The organism is Ruminococcus flavefaciens 007c, from assembly GCF_000571935.1.
Taxonomy (GTDB): Bacteria; Bacillota; Clostridia; order Oscillospirales; family Ruminococcaceae; genus Ruminococcus; species Ruminococcus flavefaciens_F.
In genome coordinates this window covers 200960-218001 of record NZ_ATAX01000023.1, presented here as the reverse complement: position 1 = coordinate 218001, position 17042 = coordinate 200960, and the positions used below count along the sequence as shown (strand labels likewise).

The window sequence follows — 17042 nt, the reverse complement described above, 5'->3', positions numbered from 1 at the left end:
AAGGATATGCCGAGATAGACGGCAAGATGACTCATTACACCGAGCTTGCTGATTTTGATTCAATGGTATCCTACTGGCTGCTTATGGAGATAATGGGAAATGACGATTCGCGCTACAAGAGCAGATATATCTATAAACCGCATGATTCTCTCCTTAAATTCGGTCCTCCATGGGACTTTGACACAGGCGCAGGTTCAATAATCGTAAGTCAGGAAATAAGCAGTGAGGCAACAGGCTGGAAGGTATCACAGTTTGAAAATCCGCAGAATTTCTACAGAGAGTTCCTTGATGATCCGCTGTTTATTTCGGCAGCAACAGACAGATACTGGCAGATAAGACCTTACCTTGAAGACGTTATAAAGGAAAATGGCGCACTTGAAAGAGACAGCGAATATCTTTACGAATCGGGTATGGCTGACAGTGCGCTCTGGGACAGAAATAATCAGTGGCCTGGTTACGGCAGGGGCTATATAGCCGACAGAGACTTATTCATATCGTATATGCGCGAAAGGATAGCGTGGCTTGACGAGCAGTTCAGCTCGGATGACGCATTGCTCGCAAGCACATATAACGAAAACAGCGCTTCACCGTATATCAGATCAGATGCAGTGAACATCTCGACACCAAACGCTGTTGATGATACGATATCAGTCAGCGCTCCTGCCGATGCTGTTATCAAGCCTGAAAAAGATCTTATCATGCAGATAACCGTAAATGATCCGCAGACAACAAGTCTGAAAGTATACGTAAACGGTTTGTACTATGATACTTTTGCACTTTCAGACGGTTCTGTAAGATTTGAGCTTCCTTCCGATAAGTTAAGTCAGGCAGCAGAAAAGAAAAACGTGATATCCTTTATCGGAAGAGACAAGGATAATAATACTACAGTGAGAAATTTCACTACTGTAAAACAAAGCGAATACGCTGCTGAACCTGTTCCTGAATTCAAGTCGCAGAGCATTGTTCTGAGCAGACAGATCAGTTTTAATTTCTATCTTGACCTTACTTCTCTTACAGAAGAAGAAAAGAATAACAGCTATATGGAATTCAATATCAATGGCAAAACATACACAGATGCCTTTGACGCTGATTTTATGAGCTGTGACGGAAAATATTATGGCTTTACCTGTTCTCCCGATTCATTTGCAATATCCAACAGGATAACTGCGGTATATCATTACGGGGACAATAAGACCATAACAAATACGTTCTCGGTTCCCGATTATATAAATACGATAATAAGGAATACATATAACAGGTATAATGAGAGAATAATCGCTGTTATCCGTTCATTGCTCGTTTTAAGGAACTATTTCTGTCCGCCGCGCCAGAATAATAGTATTTTCAGAACATGGTACTAAAATGATGTAAAAAAGATGGAGCCGCTTTTGATGTGACCCCCAAAAGTTAGACTTTGTAAGCGTAGCAGTCAATTGATTGCTACGCTATTTTTATGCAGGCAAGAGACTGAGTCTATATTGAACAGGACTAATCCATCCTAGTCTCTCTTTGATTCTTTGCTCGTTGTAATACTTTATGTATCGTTCTATTGCAGATTTCAGATCTTCATAGCTATAATATACTATGCCATAGTATATTTCTTGCTTAAGCAAACCAAAGAAGTTTTCCATTACTGAATTATCCAGACAGTTTCCTTTCCTTGACATACTTTGTAAAATAAGTTCTTTTTTTAATCTGCTCGAATATGCTTTCATTTGATAAGCCAACCCTTGATCTGAATGAAAAATTCTTCGATAAGGACAGTCAGATGTGATATCTATCGCCTTCTCAAGAGCCTCCATTACATTTTTGACAGATGGGTTTTTCGCTATACCAAAGCTAATTATTTCTCCATTACACATGTCCAAAAATGGATCCAAGTAAAGTTTATGCATAGTCACATTCCCCTTTACATCAACCTCATAATACTTGAATTCACTCGTATCAGTTGTAATCTTTTGATGTGGGATATGTGTCTTAAAGCGTCTGCGGATTCTGTTAGGCGCAATTGTTCCGATTTTTCCTTTATAGGAACTGTATTTCCGACTCTTACGGCTGAATGATGTAACCTGGAGAGAAAGCTTTTGCATAATGCGCTGCACTTTCTTTTTGTTGATTTTCCATCCCTGATTACGCATTCCCCCTAGAACTCTGCGATAGCCATAGTCTTTGTTGCTCTTAATTGACTGCTACTTCAACGGTATTATTCTCGATTCTGATGATGCTACATCTAAAGATGTGTGAAAAATCACACAAATCACACGGTGCCACCTATAAACGCCAAAATAGGGCTGTTTCATGGAGGTTACAAAATTCAAGTCCTGTCACCCGCACTTTTGAAAAAGTCTGATTATTCGGGCTTTTTTTCTTTTACGTAGCCCTATTCCTACCTTGGTACCAGGTAATGAGACGCGGAAGGTGTATTTCGTGTGTATGCCGACAAAATGTTAGCCCCAGGTAGTCCCTGCGGCTTTTCTTATTAGCTTCCAACTTCCAAGTAAAACCGGAGTGTTTAGCCCCACAAAAAAAACGAAGGCCGCTGATGCGGCCAAAGTGAAAGAGGCTTTTATAACAAATGCATAGAAAAACTACAGTCACAAAGGCAGTGAGGCACTTACCCTCAGTTGATCAAACCAAACCGTTTATGCCTTTGAAAATAATTATAGTATCAAAGGTATTCAGCCGCAAGCTTGCGCAAAAAAATACAAGAAGCGGTATGATAATGGAGCTTCCGCCATATCACAAGGCGCACTGGAAGCATATCATCAAAGAAGCCTTTTTCAAGTCGTGGGACATTTTCAAACGAGCCCTCGGAACGGTAACTCTTGTGGCCATCCTCTTTTATGTGCTCTCATTCAGCAAGGACGGCAATGTTGACAACAGCCTCCTGTACCGCATCGGAACATTCATAGAACCTGTTACAAAGTTCTTCGGTATGGGCTGGCAGACTTTCATGGCGTTTATCAGCGGAGCATTCGCCAAAGAAGCAGTTCTCGGTACGCTTAACGCTGTATTTATGGACGACAATTCACTTATGGAAGCAACTTTCTTCTCCAAAACTGCATCAACAGATACAGCACTGCTCGGTACTGCCATATCATCAGCCATTTCACCCGCGGAAGCTCTTGCGTTCATGTTCGCAACTACCTTCCATATTCCCTGTATTATGGCTCTTTCCACGACCTATAAGGAATCGCACTCGCTGAAATGGACGGTCAAGGTCGCACTGTTCTATATCTGCAATGCGCTGATACTTTCATTTATTGTTTATCATATTGCAAGCATCTTTATGTAAAAAGCATAAAACAGGCTTTTTGGAATTTCTTCGGAAAGCCTGTTTTGTATTGGTGTTTCACGCTAAAGCACCAACAACAAAAGCAGGTAGACTATAAAAGCCTACCTGCTTATCTGCGAATTCGCTGTAAAACTGTCTTTGTTGAATACTTCTGTAGCTTGCCCCTATCTATAAAGATGCTTTTCTTTTAATTGCTTATTTATGTATTTTTTCATCGAATTTATTCTTTTTTCCTGCACCTGATATGTCAATGGGATAATCTCCGGTAAAGCAGCCTTTGCAGCAGCCAAAACGATCATCCACAAGCTCACTGAGACAATCCACAGGAAGGTAACCGAGGCTGTCAGCATGTATGTACTGTGCTATCTCTTCCGTAGAGTGACACTTTCCGGCAATAAGATTTTCCTCCGAATCAATATCCGTACCAAAATGGCATGAGTGAAGAAACGGCGGTGAAGAAATCCGCACATGAACTTCTTTTGCACCTGCATCACGCAGAAGCCGCACAATCCTTGCACTTGTTGTACCGCGGACAATCGAATCATCGATCATTATAACACGTTTGCCCGCCACACTCTCACGAACGGCATTCAATTTTATCTTTACTGCATTTTCACGCTGATTCTGATCAGGCTGAATAAAGCTGCGTCCTATATATTTATTCTTGATAAAGCCGATACCATAAGGGATCCCGCTGGCGTTTGCATAACCAAGAGCTGCATCAAGTCCCGAATCGGGCACTCCGATAACAATATCAGCATCAACAGGACTGTACTTTGCAAGAAGCTCACCTGCTTTCAGTCTTGCATGATGAACTGATACTCCGTCAACAACAGAATCGGGACGGGCAAAGTAAATATACTCAAAAATACATATATGCTTCTTATCTTCGCAATTTGTCCGAATGGAACGCAGCCCTTCCTTATCAATTACAACTATCTCCCCTGCATCCACATCACGAACAAACTCAGCTCCAACAGTTTCCAGTGCACAGGACTCCGAAGCCACTACATAAGCTCCGTCATGAGTTCTTCCTATGCAAAGAGGACGAAATCCTTTCGGATCCCGGAATGCAATGAGCTTGGTAGCGGTCATCAGTATACAGGAGTAAGCTCCTTTTATAAATGGCATGGCGCGTTCCACAGCCTGCTCGGTGGAACTGCAGGTCAAACGCTCTCTGACTATTGAATATGCGATCGCTTCGGTATCAGAAGTCCCGTGGAATATTGCTCCTGACATCTCAAAGGAACGACGAAGCTCAGCAGCATTGACAAGGTTGCCATTGTGAACAAGAGCCATATTACCCTTGATATGACGTATAACGAGCGGCTGGATATTATTGTGGTTATGTCCCCCTGTGGTAGAATAACGGACATGTCCCACAGCCATATTGCCACAGCCAATCTTATCAAGTTCCTCACGTGTAAAGACCTCGGAAACGAGCCCATCTGCACGTTTATGACGGAAAATACCGTCATCACAGACAGTTATGCCGCAACTCTCCTGGCCTCTGTGCTGGAGAGCATACAGGCCGAAATATACAGAGGCAGCCACATTTGCTGTCCTGTTCTCGAAAATGCCGAAAACTCCGCATTCTTCGTGTATCGTGTCAAACATTTCATGCACCTCTACAGATACTGCTCGCTAAGCTTGTCGATTATGGCAAGAGCAGCAATACTCTTCTTTTTCCGCTTGTTCATGGCGTACTGTTCGATATAGGCGTGTGCCTCGCTCTCTGTCATGCTCTTGTACTCCATCAGCATGAACTTTGCCTTATCTATGGTCTGTATCTCGTTTATCTTTTCTTCAAGGCGCGCATTGCGCAGATACAGCTCAACTGAACGGCTGACCGCAATATCCACTGTCCTTACAATCTGATACAGTATCGCTTTACTGAACGGCTTGCCAACTATGATAACACCTGCTTTTTCGGCACGTTCACTGATCTTTTCGGCAGTTTCGGCTTTAATGAGCAGTATACAGTTAGCAGTCGTATTCTCAGTGACGTACTCAGCAAACTCAACTCCTGATTCATCCATGAGGGGGGAGTTTATCATTACAAGTTCTGTCAGAACATCGGAATTCAGATGTACTTTTGCCTGATAAGCTGATTCGACTATTTTAGGAGTGCATTTGAACGATCCGCGGAGAAAATCGAGCAGAGTTTCAGAGGCAGTTTTATTACTTGAAACTACAAGGATCTTTTCCAAAATGAACCTCCATTAAAGGGAAATAAAATACTTCTTGTCCTCGAATGCTTCCTTATCATATGCAGAACTGTACTCGCGCCACTCCTCGCGGCTATGGCGCAGGAGAACTTCGAGAATATTTTCAGGGATATACTTCCTGAGGAAATCTGACTTTTCAGCAATATCCGCTGCCTTTTCCAGAGTCTCCGGGAGTCTCTCCATGCCACAGTTTTTTTCGGGAAGTAAAGCTCCCGAGTCTATACCTTCCAGTGCTGAATATATCATCATTCCGAGAGTCAAGTACGGATTGCATACACAGTCCGCCGCTCTCAGCTCAACGGAAGTATCATCACTGTCCGGCGACATCCTTATAAGCTGTGAGCCTTCCTCATCCGACCAGATAATTTCTCTCGGTGCAGTGAATTCTCCCAGCCTTGCATACGAATTCACAGTTGAATTTGTCAGCAGTGTGAACTCGCGGATACGCTCCATTATACCAGCGGCAGCGCTCTTGACTATATCACCGCACTCAGAAGCACGCTCCTCCCAAAAATCGCTGTCGGGAAAGACCGTGAAACTAATGTGCATACCATTGCCGCAATCACTGCGCAGAGGCTTCGGCATAAAGCTCGCGTGAACACCATGCACCTCAGCAACAGACTTTACCGCAGATTTGAAGCTGAGAAATGTATCTGCTGCCTTGAGTGCTGACGAAGAATTAAAATCTATCTCATGCTGTCCGCAGCCGCTCTCATGACGCGAAGAAACAGGCTGTATACCCATCTGTTCAAGAGTAAGACACACATCCCTGCGTATATTCTCGCCCTTATCATCAGGTGCTGTATCACAGTAGCCTGCAAAATCATGAGGTACTTTTGTAGGCATACCCTTCTCATCATTGAGGAACAGCATAAACTCGCATGAGGTGCCAAAACGGAAGCAGAAACCGGCATTCACTGCTGCTTTCATTGCCTTTTTAAGGAAATAGCGGCTGTCGCCCTCAAAGGGAGTTCCGTCCTTGTAACGTATAAAGCAGAACATACGGATTACTCTTCCCTGCTGAGGCCTCCAAGGCAGAACCGTCATGGTCTTTGCATCCGGGAACAGATACAGATCTCTTCCATTAGCTGCCTCAAATCCTGAGACCTTCTTTGCGGCAATACGAACTCCGTGCTCAAATGTAACGGCAAGCTCCGATGAAAGTATGGATATGTTTTTCAGCCTGCCATGCAGATCACAGAAGGTCAGCTTGACAAACTTGATATCATTTTCCTCGATATACTGCAAAATTTCATTTTCAGAATAAACCATATCATTCTCCTTTATCTCAAATTAGTATAACCCATAAGGTACTCGTCCACCTCTGCTGCTGCGTCCCTTCCTTCACGAATAGCACGAACTACCAGCGACTGTCCGATATGCATATCTCCTGCGGTAAATACCTTTTCCGCATTTGTCCTGTGACAATTCGGAGCAGTTTTAACATTTGTACGCTGATCCAGTTCAACTCCGAAAGCCTCAGAAACATAGCTCTGACAGCCAAGAAAGCCTGCTGCGATAAGACAGAGCTCACAAGGAAGAGTCTCCTCGCTTCCAGCAATCTCGCGCGGAACTCTTCTGCCGCTGGCCTCGTCCTGTACAAACTCAAGCTTGACAGTTCTCACAGCCGATAATTTACCGTTTTCATCCTTGATAAACTCCTTCACAGTAGTGCAATAGATACGCGGATCATTGCCGAATACCGCTATGGCCTCTTCCTGACCGTAGTCAGTCTTGCATACTCTCGGATACTGCGGAAAAGGATTGTTCTCCGCCCTCTCATCAGGAAGCTTAGGCATCATTTCAAGCTGTGTGACTGATTTGCAGCCATGGCGGACCGAAGTTCCGACACAGTCGTTACCTGTATCGCCGCCGCCTATTATCACAACATTTTTCCCCTCGGCAGAAATATAACTGCCATCGGAAAGTCCGGAATCAAGCAGACTTTTCGTTGTAGCTCTGAGGAAGTCAACAGCAAAGTATATTCCCTCCGCATCACGACCTTCTGCCTTGATATCACGAGGGTTTGACGAACCGCAGGCAAGCACGACAGCATCGAAGCTGTCCAGTATATTTTCAGCGCTGATGTTCTCACCAACATTTGAATTTACAGCAAACTCTACGCCCTCAGCTCTCATGAGCGCTGCACGGCGCTCGATAATATGCTTTTCAAGCTTCATATTCGGGATTCCATACATCAGAAGTCCGCCAACACGATCTGAGCGCTCAAATACCGTAACGCTGTGTCCGCGTCTGTTGAGTGTATCAGCTGCCGCAAGTCCGGAAGGTCCGGAACCGATAACGGCTACTCGCTTTCCGCTTCTTACAGCTGGAGGCTGAGGTTTGATGATCCCGCTTTCAAAGCCGTATTCTATTATGGAATTTTCATTCTCCTTAACTGTCACGGGACTGTCGTAAACTCCGCATATACACGCCTTTTCACACAGGGCCGGACACACTCTCGACGTAAACTCGGGAAAATTGTTGGTCATAAGCAGACGCTCAAGTGCCTGTTCCTTCTGTCCGTGATAAATAAGATCGTTCCATTCTGGGACAAGATTATTAAGCGGACAGCCCGATACCATTCCGCAGAGCATTTTTCCATTCTGACAAAACGGCACTCCGCAGTCCATACAGCGTGACGCCTGTTCCTTACGCTGTTCATCGCTGAGCGGAACGTGAAACTCATTGAAGTCCTTTATGCGCTCAAGCGGCTCCTTTGCCATTGATTCTGTTCTTGTATATTCAAGAAATCCTGTTGCTTTTCCCATAGCTCACGCCTCCTTTCTGATAAGCTCAAAAGCTTCAATTTCAGCCTGTTCATGTGAAACTCCCGACTTTTCAAGAGCATTTACTGTATTTCGTATCTTTGCATAATCATGAGGGATTATCTTCTTGAAGCAGGGCAGATAACGCTCAAACTCAGCAAGTATAAGCTTTGCCTTCTGCGAACCTGTAGCCTCTGCGTGCTCGGTTATGATCTCTTTCAGTTCTGCTATATCTTCATCGTTACCGACGGATTCAAGTGATACGAGAGCCTTGTTAAGACGTGTGTAGAGATCGTGATTTTCATCCAGAACATATGCGATTCCACCAGACATACCTGCGGCGAAATTCTTGCCTGTACTGCCGAGGATAACTGCACGGCCGCCTGTCATATACTCACAGCCGTGATCGCCCACGCCCTCGCAAACCGCAATAGCTCCTGAATTTCTTACGCAGAAACGCTCACCTGCAATGCCGCTGATAAATGCCTTGCCCGAAGTTGCACCGTAGAGAGCAACATTTCCGACGATGATATTCTCGTCAGCCCTGAAGGCTGAATCCTTAGGCGGGTAGAGTACAAGTCTGCCGCCCGAAAGTCCCTTGCCGAAATAATCATTACTGTCGCCGCAGAGTTCGAGAGTAAGTCCTTTTGGAATGAATGCACCGAAGGACTGTCCGCCGCTGCCTGTACACTTTACAGTATAAGTATCGTCAGCAAGAACGTTTTCGCCGTGGATACGTGTTATCTCCGCACCTGTAAGAGTTCCCACAGCACGGTCCGTATTAACGACATCAATGGATATGCTCTTAGGTGAGCCGCTCTTCAGAGCAGTTCCCAGCTTCTTAATTATAACACGTCGGTCTATGGTGTTGTCAAGCTCAAAATCAAAAATATCTGCGGGATCAAAGTGTGTTTTTTCATTATTGTCACATTTTGAAAGAATATTTATAAAATCTATAGATGAATCCCTCTTTGTTTTCAGCAGATCACTGCGTCCTACAAGTTCATCAACCGTGCGTATTCCGAGCTTTGCCATATACTCACGAAGCTCCTGTGCAATAAAATGCATAAAGTTAACGATATACTCAGGCTTGCCGCTGAAGCGCTTGCGGAGCTCGGGATTCTGTGTAGCTATACCCATGGGACAGGTATCAAGATTGCATACTCTCATCATCACACAGCCCATAGTTACCAGAGGAGCAGTTGCAAAACCGAATTCCTCAGCACCAAGTAAGGCAGCTACAAGAACATCTCGGCCTGTCATGAGCTTTCCGTCCGTCTCTATGCGTACTCTTGAACGAAGACCATTTATCATAAGTGTCTGATGAGCCTCGGCAAGTCCCAGTTCCCAGGGAAGGCCTGCATTGTATATTGAGCTTTTCGGAGCAGCACCCGTACCGCCGTCATAGCCTGAAATCAGTATAACCTGTGCGCCTGCTTTGGCAACACCGGCCGCAACTGTTCCAACGCCTGCTTCCGATACAAGCTTTACTGAGATACGTGCCTTGTCATTGGCGTTCTTGAGATCATAAATAAGCTGTGCAAGGTCTTCTATTGAATATATATCATGATGCGGCGGAGGTGAGATGAGTCCGACGCCTGCTGTGGAATGGCGTGTCTTTGCGATCCACGGATAAACCTTTCCTGAGGGCAGATGACCGCCTTCGCCGGGCTTTGCACCCTGAGCCATTTTGATCTGTATCTCCTGTGCTGAAACAAGATATTCGCTTGTAACGCCGAATCGTCCCGAAGCCACCTGTTTGATAGCTGAACATCTGTCCGATTTCAATCGTTCGGGACTTTCACCGCCCTCACCGCTGTTGGACTTACCGCCAATACTGTTCATAGCCACAGCCATACACTCATGTGCCTCCTGTGAAATAGAGCCGTATGACATTGCTCCTGTCTTGAAGCGCTTGCAGATGCTCTCGACAGGTTCGACCTCATCAAGGGGAATACCACCGTCTTTGGGATAATTGAAGTCAAGCAGACTGCGGAGTGTGAGCTCATTATCCTCACGCGTGATAGCTGCGGTGTAAGCCTTGAATGTATCATAGCTGCATGTCCATGCCGCCTGCTGGAGCAGATGTATAGTCTCGGGAGTATACAGATGATCGGACTTACCGCTGCGAAGCTTATGGCTGCCTGAACTTGTTATATTTTCGTTCACATTAAGTCCGAGCGGATCAAATGCCGCTGTATGAAGCTTTTCGGTACGTCTGCTTATATCTGAAAGACCTATTCCTCCGATACGGCTGACAGTTCCCGAAAAATAACTGTCAATAAGCTCTCGTGAAATGCCCACAGCTTCAAAGAGCTTGCTGCCCTGATAGGACTGGATAGTGGAGATTCCCATTTTGGAAGCTATCTTTACAATGCCATGGAGGATTGCGGAATTGTAATCATCCTCAGCGGCATAGAAGTCCTTATCAAGTGTTCCGTCCTCAATGAGGGAACGTATCGTCTCATGAGCAAGGTAGGGATTTACAGCACAGGCTCCATAACCGAGAAGCGCTGCAAAATGATGTACCTCACGGGGTTCTGCGGACTCAAGGATCATTGCAACCGCTGTACGTTTTTTCGTAGAAACAAGATGCTGCTGAAGTGCTGAAACAGCCAGAAGCGATGGTATAGGACAATGGAATTCATCCACGCCTCTGTCGGAAAGTATAAGAATAGAAGCACCGTCGCGATAAGCCTTATCTGCTTCTATAAACAGCCGCTCCACTGCTTTTTCAAGAGATGTACCGATGTAGTATGTGATAGGAATAACGGCACTTTTCAGTCCATCTCTGTTCAGAGCCTTTATCTTGAGCATATCTGTCTCGGTGAGTATCGGTTTTTCTATCTTCAGAACATGGCAGTTCTCAGGACATTCCTCAAGGATATTTCCGTCCTTGCCTATATAAACGCTTGTATCGGTAACGATCTCCTCACGTATAGCATCAAAAGGAGGATTTGTTACCTGAGCGAAAAGCTGACGGAAATAGTTGAAAAGAGGTGGTGACTGCTTATCCAGTGGCGGCAGTGGAATATCACTTCCCATAGAAGCAATCGGCTCTGCTCCTTTTTCGGCCATGGGAAGTATACTTGTGCGTATATCCTCATAAGAGTAGCCAAATGCCTTTTGCAGTCTGGCAAGCTCGTCTGATGAGTAAGTCTCAATGCCTTTATTTGGAATATGCAAATCATGAAGACGTACAAGATTTGCATCGAGCCACTCTCCGTAAGGCTGACGTGAAGCATATGTGGATTTGATTTCGTCGTCCTCGATAATACGTCCCTGTTTTGTATCAGCAAGAAGCATTTTTCCGGGACGGAGACGATCTTTTTTTACTATCTTTTCAGCAGGAATATCGATACAGCCTGTCTCAGAAGAGAGTATAAGAAAACCGTCACTTGTCACACAGTAACGCGAAGGACGAAGACCGTTCCTGTCAAGTACGGCTCCCATAATATCGCCGTCGGAAAAGATAATAGACGCAGGACCGTCCCATGGCTCCATCATTGTAGCATAATACTGATAGAGGTCATACTTTGACTTGGAAATGGTTTTGTCATTCTTCCATGGCTCGGGAATAGTAATCATAACTGCCAGAGGCAGCGGCATACCTGACATAACCATGAATTCAAGAGCATTGTCAAGTCTTGCGGAATCCGAACCATTTACGTTTATTGCAGGCAGTATCTTATACATATCGTTTTTAAGTGCCTCGCAGGTCATGCTCTCCTCACGCGCAAGCATTTTATCTGCGTTGCCTGTTATTGTATTGATCTCTCCGTTGTGGACAATAAAACGGTTTGGATGAGCCTTCTGCCAGCTGGGATTCGTATTGGTAGAAAAGCGGGAATGAACCGTAGCGATCGCTGATTTAAAGTCCTCGCTTTGCAGGTCTGTGTAGAACTTTCTCAGCTCGTCAACAAGGAACATTCCCTTGTAAACGATGGTACGGCTTGAAAGCGAGCAGACATAAGTGTTCTCATTGGAATGCTCAAATTCGCGTCTTGCAATAAAGAGTCTGCGGTCAAAATCCAGACCCTTTGAACACTTATCAGGACGCTTTACAAAAGCCTGCATGATAAAAGGCATACTATCATGTGCTTTCTGACCGAGAATACCGGCAGATACCGGAACCTCACGCCAGCAAACGAACTCCATTCCGTTCTTTTTTATGATAAGTTCAAAAAGCTTCATAGCCTGTCCGCGCTTCATCTCATTCTGAGGGAAAAAGAACATTCCAACACCGAAGTCTCCCTCACCGCCGACGTTATGACCAAGCTTTTGAGCTTCGCTTATAAAGAAGCTGTATGGCATCTGTACAAGTATACCTACACCGTCGCCTGTCTTGCCCTCAGCGTCCTTACCTGCACGATGTTCAAGCTTTTCAACTATTGTGAGTGCGCTGTCAACAACGTATCTTGACTGCTCGCCCTTGATGTTCACAACTGCACCTATACCGCAGTTATCATGTTCAAATCTTGGATCGTAAAGCCCCTGCTGCTCGTATGGAGCTTCGTTTCTGAAATTGTCCATATCTTTCACTCGCCTTTCCGATACGAAGTGCCATTGATCCGTACCGTAAAATAAAAAGACGTCTCAACAGACAGATAGCCTGCTGAAACGTCATTGTTCTTGTTTTAATATTAGCACTTCAAAGCGGAAATGTCAATAGGTAATGCAGGAGTTTTATCTCTTTCGTGAATATTTTACAGTTATTTTCTGCTAACTGCTTGTTCAAAATGTATGATACGTCAAATTTCAAAAATCCCCTTGACAAAAACTTATTAAAGGAATATAATGACATTATAAACAGCAAAGAAGCTGCGGATATGGGATCCGTAGCTCTTTTTTTGGTTTGTGGCGCTAATTCCATACACAAAGGGGTGTATGATGTACTGATATTTCGGTGCATTGTACACCCCTTTGATTTTTTACTGTATTCTTTTCAGCTGAAGATGCTGACAAGGGCGTCTGCGGAACAATAATAATAAACTAAAAATCTCCCGATTTCCGCAGACTGCCTTTATCATAAATGTATTTCAAGGAGCATATGCAAATGTCAAAGTTCATTTTTGTTACAGGCGGAGTCGTTTCAGGACTCGGCAAGGGTATCACGGCAGCTTCTCTGGGACGGCTTCTCAAACAGCGCGGCTATAAGGTAACAATACAGAAATTTGATCCTTATATCAACGTTGATCCGGGAACTATGTCCCCTTTCCAGCATGGTGAAGTTTTTGTTACTGACGACGGCGCCGAGACCGATCTCGACCTCGGACATTACGAGCGCTTCGTTGACGAAAATCTTTCAGTACACTCAAATGTTACCACAGGCAAAATATACTGGAACGTTATTACAAAGGAACGCCGCGGAGATTATCTCGGCGGTACTGTACAGGTTATCCCTCATATCACCAATGAGATCAAGGACAGAGTTTACAGTGCAGCCAATGAAGCAAATGCTGACATCGTTATCACTGAGATCGGTGGTACTGTCGGAGACATCGAATCTACACCTTTCCTTGAGGCAATACGTCAGGTAGGTACAGAACAGGGACGCGAAAATGTATGCTACATACACGTTACCCTTGTTCCTTACATCACAGGCTCGGAAGAGCTTAAATCCAAACCGACACAGCACTCCACCAAGGAGCTCCTTTCGATTGGTATACAGCCGGATATAATCGTATGCCGCACAGAAAAACGCATCCCCGATGATATGGCTGAAAAGATCGCTCTTTTCTGTAATATCCGCAAGGAGGACGTTATCCAGAACCTGACAGCTCCCTCTCTGTATGAGGTTCCGTTATGGCTCGAAAACGAGGGACTTGCACATTCAGTCTGCCGTCACATTGGGATTGCAGACAACGCTCCCGATCTTACTGAATGGACAAATATGGTCCAGCGTGCAGAAAACGCACACAAACAGGTCACTATCGGACTTGTCGGCAAGTATATTGAGCTTCACGACGCTTATCTCTCAGTTGCTGAAGCTCTCCGTCACGGCGGTATCGTCAACGACGCGGCCGTTGAAATAAAGTGGATAGATTCCGAAAATGTGACCGCTGAAAATGCTGCAGAAGTATTCTCGGAATGCAGCGGACTCATCGTCCCCGGCGGCTTCGGTCACAGAGGTGTGGAAGGTATGATAGAAACTATCCGCTATGCCCGTGAGAACAGTGTACCGTTCTTTGGCATTTGTCTCGGTATGCAGATGTCTGTAATAGAGTTTGCAAGAAATGTCTGCGGTCTCAGCGATGCGGATTCAGCAGAGTTCGGAGATACACCCAATCCGGTTATCGACATTATGGACGAGCAGAAAAACATCTCGGAAAAAGGCGGAACTATGCGTCTCGGTCTTTATCCCTGCAAGCTCAGTGAAGATTCCAGATGCCATAGTATCTACGGCGATGAGCTGATCTATGAACGTCATCGTCACCGCTATGAATTCAACAACGCATACCGCAAGATACTCACATCAAACGGACTTCATATCGCAGGACTTTCCCCTGACGAAAAACTGGTTGAGATAGTTGAACTCCCCGATCATCCGTGGTTTGTCGGAGTACAGTTCCACCCCGAATTCAAATCGCGTCCCAACAAGCCACACAAGCTTTTTGCGGATTTTATAAGAGCTTCGCTCAATAAAAAAGGAGAATAATTATGGAAAAGGTAACAGAATATTTCGGTTCAATGGTATTTGATGACAGGATAATGAAAGCAACGCTTTCCGAAAAGGTCTACCGCTCTCTGAAACGCACTATAGACAGAGGTACTCCCCTTGATATATCCGTTGCTAACGCAGTTGCAGCTGCAATGAAGGACTGGGCTATCGAAAAAGGAGCAACTCATTATACCCACTGGTTCCAGCCGATGACCGGAGTTACAGCAGAAAAACACGACAGCTTCATCTCACCTGCACCTGACGGAAGGGTTATCATGGAATTCTCGGGCAAGGAGCTTGTAAAAGGCGAGCCAGATGCTTCTTCCTTCCCTTCGGGCGGACTCCGAGCTACATTTGAAGCTCGCGGCTACACAGCATGGGATCCTACCTCATATGCTTTTATCAAAGATGGTACACTTTACATTCCGACAGCATTCTGCTCATATACAGGTGAAGCACTTGACAAGAAAGTCCCGCTCCTCCGCTCCATGGAGGCGATAAACAAGCAGGCTCTTCGCATACTCAGACTTTTCGGCAACGACAAGGTAAAAAGCGTAAAGACCTCAGTCGGTCCCGAACAGGAATATTTCCTTGTTGACCGTGATATGTGGAAAAAGCGCAAGGATCTTATCATGTGCGGACGCACCCTCTTCGGAGCTATGCCTCCCAAAGGTCAGGAAATGGACGATCATTATTTTGGTTCTATCAAACCACGTGTTGCCGAATATATGGCTGACCTGGACCGTGAGCTTTGGAAGCTCGGAATACTCGCCAAGACAAAGCATAACGAAGTCGCTCCCGCACAGCATGAGCTTGCTCCCATCTACGATACGACCAATATAGCTGCCGACCACAACCAGCTTACAATGGAGGTAATGCAGAAAGTCGCACTCAGACACAATCTTGTTTGTCTGCTCCATGAGAAGCCTTTCGCCGGCGTAAACGGCTCAGGTAAACACAACAACTGGTCAATATCCACCGATACAGGAGAAAACCTTCTCTCACCCGGCGAAACACCTGCTGAAAATGCTCAGTTCCTACTCTTCCTTGCAGCTGTTATCAAAGCAGTTGATGACTATCAGGATCTGCTCCGACTTTCAGTTGCTACCGCAGGAAACGACCACCGACTCGGTGCGAATGAAGCTCCGCCTGCTGTTATATCCATATTCCTCGGTGACGAACTCACAGCTGTCCTTGATGCTATCGAAGCTGATAAGCCCTACGGCGGAACCGCAAAGGAAAAAATGAAGCTGGGCGTAGACGTACTTCCTCAGTTCAGCAAGGATACTACCGACCGTAACCGCACCTCACCATTTGCATTCACAGGCAATAAATTCGAGTTTCGTATGCTTGGTTCTTCAAACAGTATCTCCTGCGCAAATATCCATCTCAACGCTGCTGTTGCAGAGGAACTGAAGCAGTTCGCAGATAAACTTGAAAAGGCAAAGAACTTCAATAAATCTCTCCACGACCTTATCAGAAAGACAATTAAAGAACACAAACGCATTATCTTCAACGGCAACGGCTACGATGATGCTTGGATAGAAGAGGCTGAACGCCGCGGTCTTCTCAACCTTAAAACAACTGCCGACGCTATGCCGCATATCTGCGACAAGAAAAATGTTGATATGCTCACATCCCATGGCATTTTCACTGAAGCCGAGATCTTCTCACGCCGTGATATAATGCTTGAAAATTACATCAAAACCGTTAACATTGAGGCTGTTACCATGACAGATATGGCCCGTAAGGAGATAATCCCCGCTGTTGCTAAGTTTGCCGCAGATACTGCCGCAGCAGTATCTGCAAAGAAAAGCATATCAAAGGTCGCCTGCAAATACGAGACAAAGCTTGTAACCCAGCTTTCTGAACTCATCGATGAAATGGACATCGCAACTTCAGAGCTTGAAGCAGCAGTTGCAAAGCTGAAGTCCATCAGTGAGATCATGCCTGCTTCAGTGTATGTACGCGACACAATGCTCCCTGCAATGGATAAGCTCCGCAGCGCAGCTGATAAGGCTGAAACAATGACAGCAGAGGACTATTATCCCTTCCCTGCCTACGATAAGCTGCTTTTCGGAGTGTGATAA

Annotated in this window: 9 protein-coding genes and 1 pseudogene; 4 read left to right on the top strand and 6 right to left on the bottom strand. The window is 45.3% G+C overall.

Annotated elements, in window-relative coordinates; genetic code table 11:
- Positions 1-1361 (top strand): CotH kinase family protein (locus tag RF007C_RS07880; RefSeq protein WP_037298933.1); only part of this gene is annotated, 1361 nt, incomplete at its 5' end.
- 90 nt (positions 1362-1451) lie between these two features.
- Here the strand turns inward: RF007C_RS07880 and RF007C_RS07875 are convergent.
- Positions 1452-2180: pseudogene (locus tag RF007C_RS07875) on the bottom strand (IS3 family transposase); the annotation flags it as partial.
- 464 nt (positions 2181-2644) lie between these two features.
- Between RF007C_RS07875 and RF007C_RS07870 the strand changes: the two are divergent.
- Complete coding sequence (locus tag RF007C_RS07870; RefSeq protein ID WP_242836283.1) at positions 2645-3295, top strand: nucleoside recognition domain-containing protein; 651 nt, start codon at positions 2645-2647, stop codon at positions 3293-3295.
- 195 nt (positions 3296-3490) lie between these two features.
- Here the strand turns inward: RF007C_RS07870 and purF are convergent, their stop codons facing one another.
- Genes purF through gltB form a run of 5 tightly spaced genes read right to left on the bottom strand, consistent with a single transcriptional unit; the run spans position 3491 to position 12824 of the window.
- The gene (gene purF / locus RF007C_RS07865) at positions 3491-4912 is read right to left on the bottom strand and encodes an amidophosphoribosyltransferase (protein ID WP_037298930.1); all 1422 of its coding nucleotides are present in this window, start codon (positions 4910-4912) and stop codon (positions 3491-3493) included.
- Positions 4913-4923: 11 nt separating this feature from the next.
- Entirely contained in the window at positions 4924-5505 is a 582-nt protein-coding gene (locus RF007C_RS07860) for an ANTAR domain-containing response regulator (protein ID WP_037298927.1), read from the bottom strand.
- 12 nt (positions 5506-5517) lie between these two features.
- Positions 5518-6795 (bottom strand): glutamine synthetase family protein, encoded by a 1278-nt coding sequence (locus tag RF007C_RS07855; protein ID WP_037298925.1) that lies wholly within the window; start codon positions 6793-6795, stop codon positions 5518-5520.
- A gap of 11 nt (positions 6796-6806) precedes the next feature.
- On the bottom strand, positions 6807-8294 hold the full coding sequence (locus tag RF007C_RS07850) for a glutamate synthase subunit beta (RefSeq protein ID WP_037298921.1): 1488 nt from the start codon (positions 8292-8294) through the stop codon (positions 6807-6809).
- Between the two features lie 3 nt (positions 8295-8297).
- Positions 8298-12824: a glutamate synthase large subunit gene (gltB, locus tag RF007C_RS07845; protein ID WP_037298918.1), complete on the bottom strand. Its 4527-nt coding sequence runs from the start codon at positions 12822-12824 to the stop codon at positions 8298-8300.
- Between the two features lie 523 nt (positions 12825-13347).
- On the opposite strand from gltB, the gene RF007C_RS07835 reads away from it, so the two are divergent.
- Positions 13348-14949, top strand: a complete 1602-nt coding sequence (locus RF007C_RS07835) for a CTP synthase (protein ID WP_037298912.1) — start codon at positions 13348-13350, stop codon at positions 14947-14949.
- A 2-nt stretch (positions 14950-14951) separates the two neighbouring features.
- On the top strand, positions 14952-17039 hold the full coding sequence (locus tag RF007C_RS07830; RefSeq protein WP_037298909.1) for a glutamine synthetase III: 2088 nt from the start codon (positions 14952-14954) through the stop codon (positions 17037-17039).
- Positions 17040-17042: the final 3 nt, after the last annotated feature.

Bases quoted from the DNA above. Each gene is read 5' to 3' on its own strand.
- RF007C_RS07870 (WP_242836283.1), top strand. From the start codon at position 2,645: ATGCCTTTGAAAATAATTATAGTATCAAAGGTATTCAGCCGCAAGCTT.
- purF (WP_037298930.1), bottom strand. From the start codon at position 4,912: ATGTTTGACACGATACACGAAGAATGCGGAGTTTTCGGCATTTTCGAG.
- RF007C_RS07855 (WP_037298925.1), bottom strand. From the start codon at position 6,795: ATGGTTTATTCTGAAAATGAAATTTTGCAGTATATCGAGGAAAATGAT.
- RF007C_RS07850 (WP_037298921.1), bottom strand. From the start codon at position 8,294: ATGGGAAAAGCAACAGGATTTCTTGAATATACAAGAACAGAATCAATG.
- gltB (WP_037298918.1), bottom strand. From the start codon at position 12,824: ATGGACAATTTCAGAAACGAAGCTCCATACGAGCAGCAGGGGCTTTAC.
- RF007C_RS07835 (WP_037298912.1), top strand. From the start codon at position 13,348: ATGTCAAAGTTCATTTTTGTTACAGGCGGAGTCGTTTCAGGACTCGGC.
- RF007C_RS07830 (WP_037298909.1), top strand. From the start codon at position 14,952: ATGGAAAAGGTAACAGAATATTTCGGTTCAATGGTATTTGATGACAGG.